This window comes from Pseudothermotoga sp. U03pept, assembly GCF_051235805.1.
Taxonomy (GTDB): Bacteria; Thermotogota; Thermotogae; order Thermotogales; family DSM-5069; genus Pseudothermotoga_B.
Genome location: NZ_JBPNXV010000001.1, coordinates 1,415,284 through 1,434,899, shown reverse-complemented (window position 1 = coordinate 1,434,899; position 19,616 = coordinate 1,415,284). Strand labels below are relative to the sequence as shown.

General features: G+C 44.2%; 19 protein-coding genes and 1 tRNA gene. 13 read left to right on the top strand and 7 right to left on the bottom strand.

Annotated elements, in window-relative coordinates; all coding sequences use genetic code 11:
- Positions 1-137: 137 nt before the first annotated feature.
- Together ACSFC1_RS07110 and ACSFC1_RS07105 are read right to left on the bottom strand one after the other, a co-directional pair.
- Positions 138-701 (bottom strand): hypothetical protein, encoded by a 564-nt coding sequence (locus tag ACSFC1_RS07110; RefSeq protein ID WP_435565409.1) that lies wholly within the window; start codon positions 699-701, stop codon positions 138-140.
- A gap of 261 nt (positions 702-962) precedes the next feature.
- The gene (locus ACSFC1_RS07105) at positions 963-1,844 is read right to left on the bottom strand and encodes a DUF4438 domain-containing protein (RefSeq protein WP_435565408.1); all 882 of its coding nucleotides are present in this window, start codon (positions 1,842-1,844) and stop codon (positions 963-965) included.
- 84 nt (positions 1,845-1,928) lie between these two features.
- Between ACSFC1_RS07105 and ACSFC1_RS07100 the strand changes: the two genes are divergently transcribed.
- Positions 1,929-2,576, top strand: a complete 648-nt coding sequence (locus ACSFC1_RS07100) for an endonuclease III domain-containing protein (RefSeq protein ID WP_435565407.1) — start codon at positions 1,929-1,931, stop codon at positions 2,574-2,576.
- Between the two features lie 65 nt (positions 2,577-2,641).
- Here ACSFC1_RS07100 and ACSFC1_RS07095 read toward each other — a convergent pair whose 3' ends face one another.
- Positions 2,642-4,630 (bottom strand): methyl-accepting chemotaxis protein, encoded by a 1,989-nt coding sequence (locus ACSFC1_RS07095; RefSeq protein WP_435565406.1) that lies wholly within the window; start codon positions 4,628-4,630, stop codon positions 2,642-2,644.
- A gap of 369 nt (positions 4,631-4,999) precedes the next feature.
- On the opposite strand from ACSFC1_RS07095, the gene ACSFC1_RS07090 reads away from it, so the two are divergent.
- The 4 genes from ACSFC1_RS07090 to ACSFC1_RS07075 all read left to right on the top strand — a co-directional run bounded on the left by ACSFC1_RS07090 (position 5,000) and on the right by ACSFC1_RS07075 (position 7,104).
- Positions 5,000-5,090: transfer RNA gene (locus ACSFC1_RS07090), tRNA-Ser, on the top strand.
- 45 nt (positions 5,091-5,135) lie between these two features.
- Entirely contained in the window at positions 5,136-5,582 is a 447-nt protein-coding gene (locus ACSFC1_RS07085) for a ribosome maturation factor RimP (protein ID WP_435565405.1), read from the top strand.
- Positions 5,583-5,594: 12 nt separating this feature from the next.
- The gene (nusA, locus tag ACSFC1_RS07080) at positions 5,595-6,629 is read left to right on the top strand and encodes a transcription termination factor NusA (RefSeq protein ID WP_435565404.1); all 1,035 of its coding nucleotides are present in this window, start codon (positions 5,595-5,597) and stop codon (positions 6,627-6,629) included.
- 16 nt (positions 6,630-6,645) lie between these two features.
- Positions 6,646-7,104, top strand: coding sequence for a Fur family transcriptional regulator (locus ACSFC1_RS07075; RefSeq protein ID WP_435566009.1), 459 nt, complete (start codon positions 6,646-6,648; stop codon positions 7,102-7,104).
- On the opposite strand, the gene ACSFC1_RS07070 is transcribed toward ACSFC1_RS07075, so the two are convergent.
- Genes ACSFC1_RS07070 through ACSFC1_RS07055 form a run of 4 tightly spaced genes read right to left on the bottom strand, consistent with a single transcriptional unit; the run spans position 7,044 to position 11,929 of the window.
- Entirely contained in the window at positions 7,044-8,282 is a 1,239-nt protein-coding gene (locus tag ACSFC1_RS07070; RefSeq protein ID WP_435565403.1) for a ComEC/Rec2 family competence protein, read from the bottom strand. The two genes, ACSFC1_RS07075 and ACSFC1_RS07070, sit on opposite strands and share 61 nt — an antisense overlap.
- A 44-nt stretch (positions 8,283-8,326) precedes the next feature.
- Positions 8,327-9,535, bottom strand: coding sequence for a 2,3-bisphosphoglycerate-independent phosphoglycerate mutase (locus tag ACSFC1_RS07065; protein WP_435565402.1), 1,209 nt, complete (start codon positions 9,533-9,535; stop codon positions 8,327-8,329).
- Positions 9,536-9,540: 5 nt separating this feature from the next.
- Positions 9,541-11,190 carry a tetratricopeptide repeat protein gene (locus ACSFC1_RS07060; protein ID WP_435565401.1) on the bottom strand — a complete coding sequence of 550 codons (1,650 nt, stop codon included), beginning with the start codon at positions 11,188-11,190 and terminating at the stop codon, positions 9,541-9,543.
- A complete protein-coding gene (locus ACSFC1_RS07055) occupies positions 11,135-11,929 on the bottom strand; it encodes a GTPase (RefSeq protein WP_435565400.1) in 795 nt (264 codons plus the stop codon). Before ACSFC1_RS07055 ends, ACSFC1_RS07060 begins: the two co-directional genes overlap by 56 nt.
- A 79-nt stretch (positions 11,930-12,008) precedes the next feature.
- Between ACSFC1_RS07055 and glgD the strand changes: the two genes are divergently transcribed.
- Genes glgD through ACSFC1_RS07015 form a run of 8 tightly spaced genes read left to right on the top strand, consistent with a single transcriptional unit; the run spans position 12,009 to position 19,616 of the window.
- Positions 12,009-13,115 carry a glucose-1-phosphate adenylyltransferase subunit GlgD gene (gene glgD, locus ACSFC1_RS07050; RefSeq protein WP_435565399.1) on the top strand — a complete coding sequence of 369 codons (1,107 nt, stop codon included), beginning with the start codon at positions 12,009-12,011 and terminating at the stop codon, positions 13,113-13,115.
- Between the two features lie 10 nt (positions 13,116-13,125).
- Positions 13,126-14,388, top strand: a complete 1,263-nt coding sequence (locus tag ACSFC1_RS07045; protein WP_435565398.1) for a glucose-1-phosphate adenylyltransferase — start codon at positions 13,126-13,128, stop codon at positions 14,386-14,388.
- Positions 14,389-14,394: 6 nt separating this feature from the next.
- Positions 14,395-15,438, top strand: coding sequence for a DUF4899 domain-containing protein (locus tag ACSFC1_RS07040; RefSeq protein ID WP_435565397.1), 1,044 nt, complete (start codon positions 14,395-14,397; stop codon positions 15,436-15,438).
- Positions 15,439-15,480: 42 nt separating this feature from the next.
- Positions 15,481-15,768, top strand: coding sequence for a hypothetical protein (locus ACSFC1_RS07035; protein WP_435565396.1), 288 nt, complete (start codon positions 15,481-15,483; stop codon positions 15,766-15,768).
- Positions 15,765-16,667: a radical SAM protein gene (locus ACSFC1_RS07030; RefSeq protein WP_435565395.1), complete on the top strand. Its 903-nt coding sequence runs from the start codon at positions 15,765-15,767 to the stop codon at positions 16,665-16,667. The genes ACSFC1_RS07035 and ACSFC1_RS07030 overlap by 4 nt, the downstream gene beginning before the upstream one ends.
- Positions 16,668-16,672: 5 nt before the next feature.
- Complete coding sequence (gene rsxC, locus ACSFC1_RS07025) at positions 16,673-17,980, top strand: electron transport complex subunit RsxC (protein ID WP_435566008.1); 1,308 nt, start codon at positions 16,673-16,675, stop codon at positions 17,978-17,980.
- A complete protein-coding gene (locus ACSFC1_RS07020) occupies positions 17,977-18,951 on the top strand; it encodes an RnfABCDGE type electron transport complex subunit D (protein ID WP_435565394.1) in 975 nt (324 codons plus the stop codon). The genes rsxC and ACSFC1_RS07020 overlap by 4 nt, the downstream gene beginning before the upstream one ends.
- Positions 18,948-19,616 (top strand): RnfABCDGE type electron transport complex subunit G, encoded by a 669-nt coding sequence (locus tag ACSFC1_RS07015; RefSeq protein ID WP_435565393.1) that lies wholly within the window; start codon positions 18,948-18,950, stop codon positions 19,614-19,616. Before ACSFC1_RS07020 ends, ACSFC1_RS07015 begins: the two co-directional genes overlap by 4 nt.

Genomic DNA, 19,616 nt, shown 5'->3' with positions numbered 1-19,616 from the left:
TATGCCAAGTCATGAAAGATCTCTGAAGTATACTGGTTGTGCAGAACTTCCTACTAAGAAACATATGACTTTCGTATTCATTTGAATCTAAGCTGGAAAACTGAAGATTAAAGCCTCCCTTTCGGGAGGCTCACTCTTCAGAAAATGGGCTGGAGCTTAGGATAGTGAAGCAGCTCCGTTGCAGATCCCGTACCACCTATGAATACAGTGAAGAAATAAGCCTTTGTTTCGTTGACTATCGTTATCATAGGCAAAGATATGCTCGTTATCGTTGAATCTTCTGTTTGTAGCTGGGCAATTATCCTGTAAACCTTGTCAACAAATGCTGGCGGATCATTGATGATGTAAGGAGGGATCGATTTCACGTCGTGTTCGACAACCGAAAGAACTGTAAAATCAACAGCCGTCGCTGGCTTAGAAAAATTTAACACTAAGACAAGGCCACCAATATCTAGAGCACCTTCAATCACTTCCGAGTCATTTTCATCACCCTCAGGAATGTAGATGAATCTTTTTACCAACTCCAAGAGCTCCGTTGGACTGCTGTCTGGATCTGGAAGCTCCTCACCCAGGATATCTATCACGGACTCTAACAAGTCTTTTGCCAAATTCTCTTTAGTAGCACCCGATGGAAGAAAGGGTTGACAACCTGCCAAGATCAACAGTCCAGCAATCACAGCTACTAACAGGACAGCCTTCATCCTATCACCCCCTTGCACAGATTGTGCCTATTATATACCAAAAGATGCGGCGTGTGAATATCAAATGATAACTATGAAAGTACTGTCTTGCTAAGTTGAAGTCTTTCTACTTCTTGTCTTCGGGATATCGAAGAGAAAGCTTTCATGACGGTCAGAATGATCTCACTGCACACCAGAGCAAAAGCGATCGATATCTTTTCAATGAACTTCCCCTGATCACAACGATTCACTTTGGCTTGAGCGATTTCTTTATGACTGAGCTCATTCACGAAATCTGCCTATTTTGAGGATCTTTGCGATATTTGCGTCTGGATCGATGAGTGGTTTTAATCTTGGCTGGGCGCAGGTCATAACGGTGGTCACTCCAGGTCCGTGACCTGCATACTTGCAGTCGCTGTGAATCACCACACCTATCGTTGCTGCACCCCTTCTGTAGCATCTGCCAAAGGCGTTGTCATGGTCTTGAATGTAGACTATATCTCCGAACCTTAACTTATCCAGACCATACTCCTTCAGAGTCTTTTCATCGGCAGTCATTATGTCGTAGTCACCTGTGCCCATACTCGTTGAACCTATACCCGAACCCATCAAGAACGATGGTACAACGGCTACAACTGGTATCTGCAAATTTCCGTCGCTCTCTGTGATTCCCATTTTCTCCAACAGATTTGGATCGATGTTGTAAACAAAGACGTCAGGATAATCAAGAAGTTTTAAGCCCTGTCCAAAGGCTTTGATCAAGATCTTGTCATCGAGCGTGAGTTTCTCAAGTACTTCATCGGCAAAGTCTACAAGAACATGCTCTGCCCCGCCGTGATGACCTGTCACGACGCCTTTTGCGCCCTTGGCATCACCTGTGACTATTCTTGCTTCATTTCCAATGCATGCATAAAAGTTGTAACCTCTGTTTGGTCCAGAATCTCTCTTGTCTTGATCCAAGATCGTAGAAACTCCAGGCTCCACGTGGTCCACTTCCCAACCGAAGGCACAGTCTCCGACCTTCACATTGTAGGTGATGCCCCCAGTCCCTGGCAACATGAAAGGCTTTCCATCGTGTGAGACACTGTGCCTGCCAGAATGCTCGGGTTTGACGATTGTACCTTGAACCGAGATCATTACGAGTCTATCTTTGTTCGTTCTCATATGAACACCTCCATTGATATACTACCAGATTTGTTCGAAGATCGAAGCATTCTCTTTGGTATGATCTGTACTGGAGGGAGATAGTTGACCGATCTGTTGCTGCAGATATACCGTACTCTTTTTGATATGTACGGACCTCAAGGCTGGTGGCCTGCGGAGAGTTGGTTTGAAGTTGTGGTCGGAGCCATTCTGACTCAGAACACCTCTTGGAAGAACGTTGAAAAGGTGATATCGAATCTGAAGCGAAATGGATTACTGAAACCTGAAAGACTCTTTTCGCTCTCAAAAGAAGAGATAGCAGCTTTAATAAAACCAGCGGGTTTCTACAATCTGAAAGCTAATAGACTAAAGAACTTGATGGATCTCTTGAACAAGTACAACTTTGATTTTGACAATCTTTCAAAGAAGCTCACGAGAGAAGAACTGCTCTCTGTGAAAGGTGTTGGAAAAGAGAGCTGTGATTCAATTTTGCTCTACGCATTCAACAGACCCATCTTTGTTGTCGACAGCTACACAAGACGAATCTTCAGCAGACTGGCGGTTGTGAAACCAGAAGATGATTACGACGAGATTCAAAAGCTCTTTCAGCTAATACCTCAAAATGTTGAAATCTACAAAGAATACCACGCCTTGATAGTCAAGCATGCAAAGGAGCTATGCACCAAAAACAAACCAAAGTGCCCATCATGTCCTATCAAGAACCACTGCAGATACCTCATTCAGCCTCTATAGACCTATGTTTTTAGAATCCAAAGTTTCGAGCAAATGAAAAGAGGCACTCGCGTGCCCCCAGGATTTCACATTTTGAAAACAGACACTATCTCTGCCAGTCTCTGTGCAATTTGAGCCATCTGCTCACCAGTAGCGCTCAACTGCGATGCGCCTTTTGCTTGATCCTTCATCGCCGTATCTATCTCACTCAAACCAGTCGCTATCTGAGTGACAGACTTTGTCGCGGTGTCCATTGCACTACTCATCTCTTCTGCCGCCGCACTCATTTCCTGTGAACTTGCTGCCAGATTTTCTATCATTCCAGTGATCTCTTTGACTTCTCTCAGGATATTCACCAACTCATCGCTGACCACAACGGCTTGGTCAGAGACCTGCGCAACCCTGTCGACGGTCTTACGGCTTTCTTCGTCTGCGTGTAGCGAGCCTTGTTGTATCTGATTCAAGATCTGTCCTATCTTGTCTGTTGCCTTTTTACTCTCCTCTGCAAGCTTTCTTATCTCGTCTGCTACTACAGCAAAGCCTCTTCCTGCCTCTCCTGCTCTGGCTGCCTCTATCGCTGCGTTCAACGCCAATAGATTCGTCTGCTCTGCTATGGAGTTTATCGTCTGTACTATCTCACCTATGTTCTTTGCATCTTCTGCCAGCTGAGCCACGGTCTTCTGTGTCAGAGCGACACTGTCTTTGGCTTGGTTTATCATGCTCGTTATCAGTTTCACAGCCTGTTCACCTTTGTCTGCTGCAGATTTCACCGAAGAGGCCTTTTCAGTGAGGTTCTGCGCCGCTTTTGATACGTTCTGTGCGCTGGCTGCCACTTCTTCCACACCGCTGGTGACTTGCTCTATCGAAGCGGATGTGTTCTGCGCAGACTTGTTGATGTCATCAACTTTCGCTGAGATTTCTTCCACAGAGGCAGAGAATTCTTCCGCGGTTGAAGCAAGAGTCTGAGACATCTTGGTTGCACTCATAGAATCTTCTCTGATCTTCAGCATCGACTCTCTCAGAGAGTGTTTCATCTTTCTCAGTGATTCTGAGATCATTCCTATTTCATCTTTCGAGTTGATCTCAAAATCAACGGTCAGATCACCCGCTGCAAACTTGTCTATACCAGATGCCAAAGACACGAGCGGTTTTGAAAGGTAGTTCCTCGAGATGAGGATGCCAAAGACAAGTCCACCGACGATCGCTGCAGCAGATATTATTAAAAGTAGTTGAACCAACCTGTTCGAAGAGGCATAGAGGATGCTCTCGTACACGCCTGCGTTCAAAATCCAGCCGTTGCTCAGTTTCGTGAAGACCACAGCCCTTTTGATTTTGTCAATCTCGTAGGTCAAGAAGATCGTTTTTTGTGTAGAATCTCTCGCTGTTTTGAACCAGCTCTCCGCGGAGAAATCCCTTCCAAGAAGTTCCTTGAGTGTGTGAAACAGAGTTTTTCCCTGCGGATTGAAGATGCCAACGAAATAACCTTCTTCGAGTCCCTTTCGGATGAGATCAACGACCTTGTCGGTCTTCACAACCAGCGCAGCTGCACCGACGACTTTGCCGTCGACTTTCACGGCCTTGGTGAAGGCAAAGACGTCTGAACCTGTGTCTGAATGTTTGTAAGGTTCTGTAATCGAGACTCGATCTGGATTCGTCATCGCCAGTTTGTACCAATCGCGCGTTCTTGGATCGTAGTTTGCTTCTCTGGTCTGAACATTCCTGAAGAACCTGCCGTCCTCGAATCCAACTTGAGCGAATTCGACATCTTCAAAGTCTTTCTTGAGCTCAACGAGGAACTGCAACAGTTCTTTCTCGTTCTCTTGACTCGGATTTCTGTAATACTTTGCAATCGCCTCTTCTTCGGCGAGAAGCTCAGTCACCTCTATGTGTTGAGTGAAGAAGGCTTCGACAGCGTCTGCTTTGCTCACGCACACAGCTTCTAAGTTTCCTCTTGCCAGGTTGTTGACGATGTTGCGGGATTGTAGGATCGAGACCAATGACAGTATAGCCATTGGTGCTACTGCACTGATGAGGATGAGAACCAAGATCTTGCCTGAGATTTTCAGATTTTTCATCTACATCCCTCCAAAAAGTAGTATTATATGTAGTATTACATGTTGCAATTTATAATTTATCACATTATAGATCGTCAAGGATCTTCAGGAAACAAGTGAAAAGAAACTAACGAGTATGAAGAAAGATCTCATCGAAACATCTTTTGTGCGCATATATCTACAACAACGATAATGACTCTGTTTACCATAACAAACTTCATTTTTGGTCACAGATGCGATGATGTTTCTGATCTTGGTTTTGATAGATCTACTGAGCTACTTTATTGTCTTTGCTGTGTGTTGCAGAGCGGTGTAGAACGTAACACTCAAGCTGGTACTTGCGAATCTTTCTCATTTGTGGTATAAATAATGTTGCAGATCCAAGATTCAGGAGAGGTGGCCGAGCGGTCTAAGGCGCACGCCTGGAGAGCGTGTGGTGGGCAAAACCCACCCGTGGGTTCAAATCCCACCCTCTCCGCCAAGGTACCGGGACAGATGTCCCGGTTTTTCAGTAGAGGTGATCTTTATGCAAGAGGTCATTGAGAAGCTTAAGCCTGTTGTGGAAGAGATGCTCAGGAACATGGGACTTGAGCTGTTTGATATCTCTTTTAGACGCCAGAAGGGTAGCTGGGTGCTGAAGGTTGTGATTGACAATCTGGAAGGTTATGTGAGCATTCAACAATGTGAGCAAGTTTCAAAGCGGTTGGGTGATTATCTTGATCTTTACGATCTGATAGAGCACAGTTATCTTTTAGAGGTCTCTTCACCTGGACTCGATAGACCCATGAGAGGTATTCAAGACTACAAAAGATTCGTTGGGAGATTAGCGAAATTTTGGCTCAATGACGGTAGATTCGTGATGGGACACATAAAAGAAGCAGATGAATCAAAGATTGTCGTACAGACTCAACAAGAAGAGATCTCTTTTGAGCCAGGAGAAGTGAAAAGGAGTAAGCTCGAGGTTGAATTTTAGGGAGGTGAAGCTATGAACCTTGGACTTTTGGATGCACTTGACCAGCTTGAAGAGGAAAAGGGCATATCTAAGGATGAGATCATACAGATACTCGAAAAGGCTCTTGTCAGTGCGTACAAGAAGAACTTTGGCAGTGCGAGAAACGTCGATGTCAGGATAGATCGGATGACCGGTGATATTCAGCTCTTTCAGGTTTTCGATATCGTTGAAAAGGTGGAAGATCCTCTGACACAGATAACTCTTGACGAAGCCAGAAAGCAAGATCCTCTTGCTGAGATCGGAAAGAAGATCTACAAGAAGATGAGCGTGAAGAACTTTGGCAGGATCGCTGCTCAGACCGCAAAGCAAGTACTCATTCAAAGGATTAGAGAACTGGAAAAGGAAAGACAGTACGAACACTACTCAGGACTTGCTGGCAGTGTTATCACCGCTGAGGTCATAAGAGTTACTGCAGATTGGGCTGATGTCAGGGTAGGAAAGATAGAAACAAGACTTCCAAAAAAGGAATGGATTGACAACGAGAATATTAAACCAGGTGACTTGATAAAAGTTTATGTGGGAAGCGTTTTGAAAGACAAGAAGGGGCCGAAGATCCTCGTGAGCAGGGCATTACCGGAGTTTGTAGCAGGTCTGTTAAAGCTTGAGGTACCCGAGGTTGAAAATGGTATAGTACAGATTAAGGCGATTGCGAGGGAACCTGGTGTGAGAACAAAGATCGCGGTGATCTCTACAAACCCACAGGTCGATCCTGTCGGAGCTTGTATCGGAGAAGGAGGCAGTCGCATAGTTGCAATTCTCAAAGAACTCAAAGGAGAAAAGGTCGACATCTTCAGATGGTCTGAAGATCCAAGACAACTCATTGCCAACGCACTTGCTCCAGCTTCGGCGACCAATGTGGAGATACTTGATTACGAGAGAAAAGCCGCTCGCGTCTTGGTACCACCAACGCAACTGTCGTTGGCGATAGGTAAAGGTGGTCAGAATGCCCGACTCGCAGTCAAATTGACTGGGTGGAAGATAGACATAAAGCCAGTAATGAATTTGTGAGAGGAGGATTTAGGTGATCTACGAATCTTTGAGAAAAGAGCTTCGTTCGAAGAAGTATAGAATGACCGCTCAAAGAGAGATAGTTTTGAAGATCTTTGCAGAATCTGGTGAAAAACACCTTGGTGCTGAGGATGTGTACAGAAGACTGATGGAAAAAAGGTACAGAATCAGTAAAGCCACCGTCTACAGAACTGTAGAACTTCTCTCAAAACTTGGCTTTCTTCGAAGACTCGAGTTTGGTGAAGGGGTTTACAGGTATGAGTTGGCAGCACCTGACTCTGAAACACTCCACCAACACATAATTTGTAAGACATGCGGAGAGATTGTGGAAATTGATGAAAGAACTGTGAAGGATCTTGTCAAGAGTGTTGAGGAAAAGACAGGCTATTTGATAAACGACTACGATATAAAGTTCTACGGCTTATGTCCGAAGTGCCAGAAAAGAAAGAGCATTAGCGCTGAGAACAGGGCATAACCGAATAGCCCTAAGGACAAGGTAGGAAGATTGGCAGTAAGCTCTATCATCTTGTTCAAGATGAAAATGAAGGGTGTTGCGCCAATCAGAGCAACCTGACCGAGTTTCTCGAATCCCATACCTCTGAACAATATCGATACAAAACCTGCCCAAAGTGTAGGGATCACGAGAAAGGTGGCTGGGATACTGGTGAGCGGTGCGAGCAGGTTGATTGTCGAGAAAAGGCTTAGGAACGGTGCAACACCCATGAAAGCTGCCGACGAAACGAGTAAACCCTGTAAGAGCGTCTTCTTAGTTTTGATTCTTTCATGAAAGATCAATATCGAAGTTGTAGCAGAGTAGCTCATCAGAAATGACGGTGAGAGGATCGAATACGGTTCAAGAAGAAGGTTTATCGTTCCCACCAACCCAATCACGTTGAGTGGTTCTATTGGGTAATCAACGATCTTAAAGAAATTCCAGATGATCAGCATGATCGATGCCCTGAAGGCTGAAGGAGTTGGACCAGTGGAAAGGGCAAAGAGTAAGGCGATCAGAGTGCTTATACTTCTTCTGAAGAAAAATCTGTAGGTGAAGAAACTCACCAGAAGTTCACAAAAGGTGTAGATTATACCCACATGAAGACCAGAAACGGCAAATAAATGTGCAAGACCGCTGTTTCTGAGTTGTTCAGAGTCTGCTGCATCGAACTCCCCATCGCTGAATAAGAGACCGTTCATGATCTTTCCAGTGCTGCCAAGTGTTTGAACTGTGAATTGTTTGTTGGCTTCTTTCATCTCTTGAAGTAACGAGAGAACTTTTGTAAAACCGCTTAGGGTTTGTTCGACACCTGCACAGAAGATGGGTTCAACTGTATAAACTGGATAACGAAAGGCTTTTGAGAGCCTACCAAAGATGTAGACCTGTTGTCCTGCTTTCAATTCCTTTGAATTCACCCTAACTTGGTGGTTTGAAGACCGCCAACCATCTTTCGTGAGAACTCTTACATTCGTGATGATCACGTAATTTGACTTCTTTATACTGACCAATCCAACGAGTTCCACTTGCTTGTTCTCGATCGTTGCCGTTCCAAGAAGCGCGCCTAAGATAACACAAAAACCGTAGATTTTGAAATGAGTGCCTTTGAGAAAAAGAAAGGGTAGAAAAAAGATGACGACTAAAAAGACTGGGGTGAACAAAACCCCAGTCGAAAAGCCCAAAAAAGTAATGAGCCAGAAATATTTCATGCACCGAATTTTTCAAGTCTCAGAGCGTGTGCGAGCATTAAGGACATAGCATCTACTGCGTAGATGGTGCCTATACTTCCTTTTGCACATTCGAATTCATCAAATGACTTGCTTAGACCCTTTCTGGTGAAGGGTGAATAGATCATGAATGGAACAGGATGCCAGCTGTGAGATTTCAACACTGCAGGTGTAGAATGATCACCTGTGACGGCGAGTACATCTGGTTTTAGCGATAGTATCTGCGGTATGATTTTGTCTACTTCTTCGATGACATGAACCTTTGAATCGAAGTCTCCATCTTCTCCGTATGAATCGGTCTTTTTAACGTGGAAATAGAAGAAATCATAGTCTTTCCAGATCTCTTCAAGAGTTTTGACCTCGTCTTGAATCGTTGACCCAGTTTCTACAACCTCCATACCAACCAACTTCGCAATGCCTTTGTACATTGGGTATGTGGCGATTGCCGCTGCACGCAGTTTGTACACCTGCGGAAATTGAGGCAACCTTGGGTACTTGGAAAAGCCTCTGATCAGGGCAAAGTTCATCTTTGGTTCATCCTGAAGAACTTTGGCGATCTCTTTCATCAATTGGTTTACTACCTCGGAGGTTCTTTTTGCTTCAGAAACCAATGGCTCGGTGAAAAGAATTGGCTTTCCTTCCTTCTGAGGGTCGGCATCACTCAGTCGATCATCGAGTCCTTCACCAGTCAGCTTGACTACAAATCGATGTTCCTTGCCTGCATAGAAGGTTATCTTGACACCGTTTATCTCTTTTATGGAACCAGCGAGTTTTTCAACGACCTTTGAACTTTCTTCTGTAGATGGTCTGCCAGCCCTTCTGTCGACTACGATGCCGTCCTTGACGGTTGCAAAGTTGGCTCTCGCAACGACATCTTTTGCCTCCACAGGCACGTTTGAACCAAGTGCTTCGAGAATACCTCTACCAATCTGGTATTTCACAGGATCGTAACCGAAGAGTGCCAAATGTCCTGGTCCGCTCCCTGGAGTAATACCTGCCAGAACGGGGATTGTCTGTCCAAGATCAGATTGGGTGGCGAGGTTATCGAGGTTAAAGGTCTGTGCTTGCTGTAATGGAGTTTTGCCATCTTTCGGCAAATCACCTATTCCATCCATCACCAGAAGAACGATCTTCGTCTGCGCAGGCTGTACGATCTCCTTGAGAAGTTCTTGTCTGTCGTAATTCACCTATATCACCTCCACTGCATGCGGAAGATTGTATACAGATCTTTCAAAAGACCATCTTCGATCTCTTTTGGAACTTCCATCGATAGGGCTTTCAGAAGTTCTATGAAAAGATCACTCCCTTTTTCTGGTTTCAAATTCAAATCTTCAAAGGAAAAACTCTCCTCTTCGATTCGAGAGACTCTCTTTGCAAATTCCCAGTGATATTCTTGTAGGTCTGAAACAACCTCTTGCAGAAAAACAGACAGATCGAAATAACCATTTGACTTTATGTGAAACAGAACCCTCGTCAAGCCAATCGCTACTGCGAGCATTATGCCACTTCCGTAGAGCGCAACGGCAGTTTTTGTCACATTCTTTTCGATCTCTATAGGATCTCTTGGAGTTGCGAGCATCACGGCTACTAAGATTTCTAACCAACGAACCGTGTCGATTGAAGTATCTTGTGAAGGTATAAGACCTTGCCGCAAAACCTCAATTCGTTCACCATCACGAATAAAATGAGCCAATCTTTGAACGTCTATCTGAGAACCAATCATAGATGATCTTACAGTTTTCACTTTTTCTTCCATGAAATGCGGCACGACTATGGAACCATCCCATTGTCTCAAGAATGAAATCAGATCGTCTATTCTGGCTCTGTAATCCTGTGAGAGATCTTTTGAAAGGGACAACGCTTCGTCTTTATCAACAAAGAAGGTTAGAAGAACTTGGTTGAAGAGCACAGATTGTTCGTCGCTGAGTTCTTTGGTTTTGTCTATGATTTCCTTTGCTTCTTCATAAAAACCAAGTCTTCTAAGCATGAGTGCGTATTCATTCAAAAAAGAGGGATTCTCTGGCTCTTTATCGACAAGCTTTTTCAGAAGATTCATTGCCTCGAAGTGCTTTCCGAGTTTGGAAAGAGTGTAGCTCAAGTTAAAGGCAACAGCAGAATCATTTGGTGTAAGGTTCAAGGCTTTTCTCAGAGCTTTCTCTGCGTGTTCGAATCTCTGCAAGATATTACAAGCAACGCCAAGTCTTGAATAGGCTTGAGAGAACTCAGAATCCAGCTGTGTGATCACTTGGTAAAAATCGCAGGCTTGACGTATCTCTCCCATCTCCATATAACAATCACCTATTCTCAAAAGCGGCAAGAGAAAGGTTTTCTCAAGCTCGAAGGCTCTTTGATACTGCATTATGGCATCTTCAAACTCTTTCTTAGCCATCAGAATGTTTCCAAGTTCATAGTAGCCGAGTACAAAGTTCTGATTCTTTGCCACGCTCGATCTGATCAAGATTTCAGCGGCTTCGTAGTCCTTCAGCTTCGCTGCGATCAAACCTCTGAAAAAGTCATATCTGTAGTCCTTGATCAATCTACCTGCCTTTTCTAACCATTCTTCTGCGCCCTTCAGATCGTCGTTGTTCAGTGCCACCTTCACCTTTTCATAGTAGAAGTAGACCAAATAGGATTCATAGTAAGGATCCTTTGAGATTTCATATTGCGCTTCAAGTCCACGAATGACAACATCAATAGGTATTTGGTTCGTATCGACGATGGTTGGGAAATCATCTACGAGCACCGGTAGCTTGACTGGAAGATTTGATTTCTTCGCTTTTTCTGGATCAAGTGGTAGATAAACTATCGCTTTGATGCTCTTCGACCTCCTCGGGAACTTCAAAGCTGAGTCTTCCAAACTTTCCCTGGGCTATCGAGTTGAAGAAATTCACCAATGCCCTCTCGGTATCGGGTAAACCACCTTTGGCAAGCATCTTTCTTTCCAATGCGTATCCTTCCAGAAATCTCTGCAGATCACTTTCTTGGATCTTCACGAGGTGAGCGTATATTTCAAAAGCCTTTTGCACAATCTGTGGTGGAACCATATCCACCGTCAAACTTCCAACCAAAAGCAGTTTTGCTGCTAACTCTTTACTCCAAAGCTTTGGTAAAAGAAGCCCAGGGGTATCGAGAACTCTGAATCTATCGGTGACGGAAAACCATTGTAGTCCTTTTGTTATACCTGGCATCGCACCAACTCGAGCAGATCGGCTACCTTTGAGTTTGTTTATCAAAGTTGATTTCCCAACATTTGGAACACCAACTACCATGATTAAACCATTTTTCTGAACGTGCTCACCAACAAACTCAACAATTTCATCGGTGGTAGTACTCTTGTCAAGGACAAAAACGTGCTGTCCCAATCTTTCAAAGAAATCTTTCCATCGGCTTGTTACTTCGCCAGCAGCCAAATCCGATTTTCCCATGACGATAACGTTTTTCTTTGCCTTTATGGGCTGATGGGTGTAAGCATGTGTAGCCATAGGGGCTCTCGCATCCAAGAGCTCGACAACCAAATCTATGTGCTTCTTGATCTCTTCAATCGTCCTCGACGCCTTAGCCATGTGCCCTGGGTACCACACAGACAAACCTCCTTAAAGATTGTATACCAACATCTGTTTTTTCACACTCAGATGATAGAATCGAAACGGAGGGATTGGTTTGAGAGTCTTGGGGTTGATCTTGGCTGGTGGGCAAAGTGAGGCGCTCGGTCCTTTAGTTTCAAAAAGGGCAAGTGCAGCATTACCAGTCTTCGGTAAATACCGCGCAATCGATTTCACTTTGAGCAACATGGTCAATGCCGGCATCAGAAAAGTTGGGGTTCTGACGCAGTACAACCCCAGAAGTTTGATGGATCATCTTGGTTCCGGCAAAGAATGGGACTTAGATAGAAAAAACGGAGGTTTGTTCATGTTGCAGCCATATGTCAGTCAGGAGGGTTATTACTGGTACAAGGGAACAGCAGATGCCATCTTTCAGAACATGACATTACTCAGAAGAGGCGAAGAAGATTACGTACTCATAGGTTCAGGTGATCACATATACAAGATAGACTTTTCAGAGGTCTTTGACTTTCATCTGTCAAATGGAGCGGACATAACGCTTTTAGTGAAAGAGATGGATGAAAGCTACAACCTATCGCAGTATGGAATTGTCGAGTTGGCGGGCAATAGAATCGTGAGCATCGTAGAGAAACCTCAACAGCCGAAGACGAAGATTGGTTTTCTCGGAATTTACTTCATGAACAAATATCTGCTCATGGAACTCCTGTACAACTATGCCACAAAAGGTGAAACAGATCTTCTGAACATCGTTATCTCACAACTCGATAGACTCAAGGTTTGTGGTTACCTCTTTGATGGTTACTGGAGAAATGTGAAAAAGGGTGTCTCAGAGTACTATCGCACAAACATGGATGGTTTGAAGAAAGAGATACGTGAAGAACTTTTCTACAGGCATGGTAAGATCTATACAAAACTGAAGGACTTCCCACCTCCTAAGATTGGAGGAACCGCTCTCGTCAAGAACTGCATAGTCTCAGACGGCTGTGTCGTCAACGGTACAGTTGAGAACTCTATACTGTTCAGGGGAGTCTTTGTGAAGGCAGGAGCCATTGTGGAAAACTCTGTCATCATGCAGGACACAGTTATTGAAGAGGGTGCGGTCGTGAAGAATGCCATACTCGACAAAGAGGTTTTGATAAGACAAGAATCTCGCTTGGTTGGAAGAGATTCGATAGCTGTTCTTGAAAAAAGAGCAGTCCTGTGAGGTGGTCTGAATGAGACAGGTACTCGCTCTGATCTTGGCTGGAGGTCATGGCAAGAGGTTGGGAGTTCTGACAGAAAAGATTGCAAAGCCGGCGGTTCCATTCGGTGGAAAGTACAGGTTGATCGACTTCACTCTGAGTAACTGCGTCAACTCTGGGATATATCAAGTAGGAGTTCTAACGCAGTATCGTCCACATTTGCTGAACAATCACATCAACATAGGAAGACCATGGGATTTGGACAGAAAGAAGGGAGGAATAACGATACTACCTCCCTATCTCGGTGGTGTCTCAGGTTGGTACAAAGGCACTGCAAATGCGGTCTATCAGAATATTGAGTACGTGGATTCAGCCAATCCTGATTTTGTTCTGATCCTGTCAGGTGATCATGTCTACGCAATGGATTACAACGACATCATAGATTTTCACATACTCAAAGGTGCGGAGGGCACTATAGCTTGTATGGAAGTTCCCATAGAAGAGGCGAGCAGATTTGGCATCATGATAACGGATTTGGAGGCGAAAATAATCGATTTTGAAGAAAAACCGGCAAAACCACGTTCCAATCTGGCTTCACTTGGCATCTATGTCTTCAACTGGAATTTTCTGAAAGAATACCTGATGAAAGACGAAAACGATGGATCGAGTACTCATGACTTTGGTCACGATGTTATACCAAGAATGATAGATGAAGGCAGGAGGATATACGCCTACAGATTCAGTGGATACTGGCGAGATGTTGGTACGATAAGATCTTACTGGGAGAGCAATTTGGAGCTCACCAGACCTATTCCTCCCTTGAATCTCTACGATCGACATTGGCGTTTTTATACGCAAACCGAGGAGATGCCACCTGCTTATTGTGCACCAACATCGAAGATTGTCAATTCAATCGTCAGTGAAGGTTGTGAGATTCATGGAACAGTTGAGAACAGTGTGATCTTTCAAGGTGTACGCATAGGTGAAAATACCGTTGTCAGAAACAGCGTTGTCATGACTAGCACCAATATCGGTAGAGATTGTCTGATCTCTGAGAGCGTCATCGCAGAACGTGTTAACATAGGTGATCAAGTGATGATAGGTCAAGGCGAGCCTGCTCCAAGTGAGCTAGACAAAGAAGTGTACAACGACCAAATAACTGTTGTGGGTATGTACTCAAGGATACCGAGTGGTCTTTCTATTGGGAAAAACTGTGTCATCGGGATTGGTGTCTCTGAAAGAGATTTCACTTCCAACGTTCTCCATTCAGGTGGTTATGTGCTCAGTAGGGAGTGAATGGCTTTGGACTTCTACTTTGTCAAGTATCGCCTTAAGAGTCGTGTGACGGCTGAGGAAGGTATAGGCTTCTTTTTTGGAAAAGCCAATGAAGAACCCGAATACGACCTTGTGATCGTGCCAAGTAGGCATGCAAATTATCTGAGCGTAGATCTTTCTTTGGAGTACACCAGCTTCATGAAGTTATTCAACGAGGTTAAGAACAGGGTGTTTGCACAGATTCCGGAAAGCTCTGACCTGTCTCGGGAGTTTCTCACTTATCTGAGGAACTATGTTACCAGAAAAGGTTCTCAAATCTTTGGGGCAGAAATAACTGCGGCAGTAAGGGATAACGATGCAGATCTTGTTCAGTACATCATCTCGGAAATCTTCAAAGAATGGGCACCGAAGATCGAGATTACTGTTGACTTCAAGCAAGTGAACTATGAGGAAATATCTGCCGAGAATTTCATGCAACTGTGGGAAGAATTCGACGATGAAGGATTAGCCGAGGTGATAAAAAGACCTGACGTAGCAGATCTACCAGAGATCTTCCCACTCGTTGATCCCGTCAGAGGAAGAACACTTGCAGAATTCGATCTTGGTGATCAGTTGTTCTTTGTTGTGCTGAATGTTAGAAAACCAGAGAACCTTGAGAGGTTGAAAACCCTTTATCCCAAACACTTCACAGAGAGAGGGAATGTACTGCCGCTTGCAGGAACTCTCTTAGGGAAAGAATTGCTGAAGGGAAAGAGAAGGGAGTATTTTTTGGTAAAGGTCGACATAGGCGAGGGGATGATAGGAAGAGGCATTATACCAAAGTCTGTAAAGATAATGTCAGAGATGAACAGATATCAAGAGAAAGTCGATTCAGTTCAGCAAAGAAAATGGGATGAGAAAATTGCTGAGATGGTCAAAGAGGGTAGTCAAGAGAAAGAAAAGAAGTTGGAACAGCACCAGACAAGAGTACCAAAGGAAAGTCACAAATCTGATTTTCTCTTGGCTTTTTTGATGAGTTTGTTGCTTCTGGGAATTGTACTGATTGTCTCATATTTCTTCATGGAATTTTAGATATTCTCTGTGAAAATCATGTCAACTAAGGTATATGGGACTATGAAAGGATTTCTGATACTCGATGTAGTGGTTGGTTTATTTTTGATCAGTCTTGTTGCTGCCTTGGCTTTTTGGTTTGTATCGAATCAGAAGAATCTTTTGAACAAGGCATACGAGATGGATTTGGCGAGACGTACCGCCGTGAATCTCTTGGCGAGAAGGTTGGTCAAAGCGGAAGAAGATGTTTTACAGATGAATGGTTTTGAAATAGAATGCACAAATGATACAATCGATTTGAGGTCAAGCGAAAAGGTCTACAGATATCGAGTCGGAGATGATACGAATTGATACTCAGAGCATCAGTTGGTACCCTGTGCAAGCTGGGGATGCACGCGGGAAGTAAGCTGGAACTTTCGACAGCATATTTGATGCTCGATGGAAGGTGTCAGTTCAACTGTCTGTACTGCACTCATGCCCTCTCTTCGCAGAGCGACCAAAGGTTCTTGAGTCGCGTAACTTGGAAGGAGATCGATCCTGACAGATTGATTGAATCACTGAAAAACAGCGATTTCAAGAGAATATGCGTCCAAACTGTTTCCTACAAAGGTTATCGAAAGGATCTTTGCGACCTCATGGTTTTGTTATCCAAAATCAACAAGCCAATATCTGTTTCGGTGAGACCAACTGATTTTGAAGAAGTCAAAGGTTGTTTTGATTTAGGTGCTGACAGAGTTGGAATAGCTATCGACGTTCCAACAGAGAGGCTTTTCACAAGGATCAGAGGTGGCAATTTCCGAAAATTCATAGAGCTCATAGAAAACTCTTCAAGAGTCTTTGAAGGAAGAATATCGACACACATAATCGTTGGTCTGGGCGAGACCGACTTTGAAATAGTCAGTACGATGAAGAAAATGTATGACCTCAACGTTCAAGTCGGTCTTTTTGCCTTCACTCCGATCAGAGGTACGGCACTTTACGGCATACAGAAGCCATCCCTTCAAAGATACAGGAAGATACAGTTGGCTCGCTATTTCATATTCTCTGGTAGATCTGATCTGATTGTCTTAGATGGAGACTGGATTGTTGGCTTTAAGGAAATCCCTCATGATGCGCTCAAAGCCTTTCTGACGAGTGGTTGTCCAGACTGTTCACGCCCGTATTACAGTGAACAACCTGGTCAACCGCTTTACAACATACATTCTGCAGAACTGCTTTCAAATGTTGATTTGATGCGGGAGGTGAAATAGTGAGGTTGCTGAGTTTCAGAGGTGGTATTCACCCACCAGAGAAGAAGGAACTTGCCAAAGAATCAAAGTTGATCTACATCGATCCACCGGAGATCGTCTATGTTTTTCTGTCCAATCACGCTGGAGCACCTGCAAAGTGTTTGGTCAAGGAGAACGACTCGGTGAAAACAGGGCAGGTTATTGGGGAACCAGGAGGTTTTATCTCGGCATACCTTCATTCCCCCGTGACCGGTGTTGTGAAAAAGATCGACAAGATCTACCATCCAATACAAGGTCGTCCGATGGAAACGGTGGTGATCGAGAGAACCTCACAAGACGAATGGCAGTACTTAGAGCATCCAGATTGGGAGAACCTTTCGAAAGAACAGTTGCTCGAGGTCGTTAAGAAGGCAGGTATAGTCGGACTTGGCGGTGCGATGTTCCCGACTCACGTTAAGCTGAACCCACCGGCGAACAAGAAGATCGACACCTTCATAGTGAATGCAGCTGAGTGTGAGCCTTATCTGACGGTGGATTACAGACTGATGCTTGAAAGATACCATGATCTCATACTTGGAATAAAGATAGTGATGAAAATACTTCAGGTTCAAAAGGCTTACATAGGCATCGAATCAAATAAAACAGATGTCTTTAACCAGCTGAAATCTGCTCTGGACTCTGAGGAAATAGAGCTCAAACTCCTCAAGACCAAGTATCCACAAGGTGCTGAAAAACAGTTGATATACGCTATCACTGGTAGGAAGGTACCAGTTGGAGGCCTTCCTATGGATGTTGGCGTGGTAGTTCAAAATGTTCAGACTGTCATTGCCATAAAGGAAGCTGTCGTCGATAGAAAACCTCTCATTCAGAGAGCGATAACGATAAGCGGTGAAGGTGTGAATAAGCCGGTAAATCTGATTGCGAGAATCGGCACGAAGATCGAAGAGCTGCTGCAATATGCTGGTGGACTGAAAGAAGAAACAGAGAGAGTGATCCTTGGTGGACCAATGACGGGCATATCGGTAAACAGAGTGGATATACCCATAATGAAAGGAACAAGTGGCATAACGGCTTTACTGAAAGAAAAAGAGTACACCCAGAAAGCCTGTATAAGGTGTACGAAATGTGTCATTGCCTGTCCTATGGACTTACAGCCTTATCTTCTCTATCTGCTCGCAAACAAGAGAAAATACGACGAAGCAGTTGAAGAGGGACTTTTGAGTTGCATCGAATGTGGTTCATGTGCTTACGTGTGTCCGTCGAAGATAGATCATGTGAGGGCTATAAAACTTGCCAAGAAGGTCTATCAAGCATTGAGAGGTGGTAAGAAATGAAACTCGTCGTCAAAGATGCTCCACACCTTCGAAGCGATGATTCTGTGAGAAAGATAATGATCGATGTTCTGATCGCATTGGCTCCAGCCATTGCAGGTGCTGCACTGTTCTTTGGTTGGTATGCTTTGTTTCTGTGTGTCTTTGGTGCTGTTGTTGCTGAACTAATCGAGTGGTTCATAGTGAGAGTTCTGAGAAACCAGAAAGAGTTCAAGCCAGATTTCAGTGCCGCGGTGACAGGAGCTCTGCTTGCAATGAATCTCCCCCCAACGGCACCGTGGTGGCTTTTGCTCATAGGTTTGCTGGTTGCCATAGGTGTTGCAAAACACGCTTTCGGTGGAATTGGTCAAAATATCTTCAATCCCGCACTCGTTGGCAGGGTCTTTCTCTTGATCTCTTTCCCAGCTCTCATGACTAAGTGGATTAATCCGGTGATGAGTTTTTCTCGTTCTCCTTGGGATGTAATGACTTCGGCGACACCTCTTGGTGTTCTGAAACAGCAAGGATTTTCAAGAGCCATAGACACCTTCAGTTACACTGATCTGTTCATGGGTAACATTGGCGGATGCATAGGCGAAACGAGTGCACTGCTCTTAATAATAGGTTTCATCTATTTGCTGTACAAAGGAAGAGTCAATCCTATCATTCCTCTGTCGTACATAGGTACTGTTTTTCTGTTCTCTGGTTTGTTCTATTTTGTGAACGCTCAGAGATTTGGAACACCTCTTTATCACATTCTCAGTGGGGGTTTGTTCCTTGGAGCTCTGTTCATGGCAACCGATATGGTTACAAGTCCTATGACTTTGAAAGGTCAAGCTGTCTTTGGTGTTGGATGTGGTCTTGTGACAATGATAATCAGATATTTTGCGGGTTATCCAGAGGGGGTTTCTTTGGCAATACTTCTGATGAATTCAGTGACTCCACTCATAGATCGCGTCTTCAAGCCTAAGGTCTTCGGAGAGGTGAAAACATGAGAGAGCACATCAAAATGGGTTTCATACTGCTGATATATTGTGCGGTAGCCGGTTTCTCACTCGGTTTGGTCTATACGATAACAAAAGACAGAATAGCGATTACCGAACTTGGAAAGAAATTCGAGGCGATAGAGAGAGTACTCAAAGATGAAAACGGTCGCTATATAGTACCAATCGAAACAGTTAAGAGTACTGTTGCAAAGGCTAAAGATGGATCTCAGGTTATCTTTGAAGATCGAAATGGTAAGGTTTACTCACCGGTATATCAATTTGAATCCGATATGGGCAACGTCTATGTCTTGAGTGGTTCTGCCATAGGTTACGGTGGAGCTGTCTCTGTTGTTGCAAGCTTTGTCAAAAAGCCGGAAGGTTTCATGTTGTTCTCGATCAGCGTGACAGATTTTTCTCAAGAAACACCTGGTCTTGGTGCGAAGATACAGGAGGAGGAAATTCAGAAAAGATTCTACCCAATGGAACCGTCTTCACTTGAAAACGGTGTGAGAGTTGATAAAGATGCCAACATGACTGGCGCAACCGTTGAAGAAGCAAAGGCGAAAGGCGTGGCTAAGGTGAGCGACGTGATGACCGGTGCAACAATCACACCAAGGGCAGTCGCAAATGCGATCAACGCGATGCTTTCCTATTTGAAGTCGGGGGTGAAATGA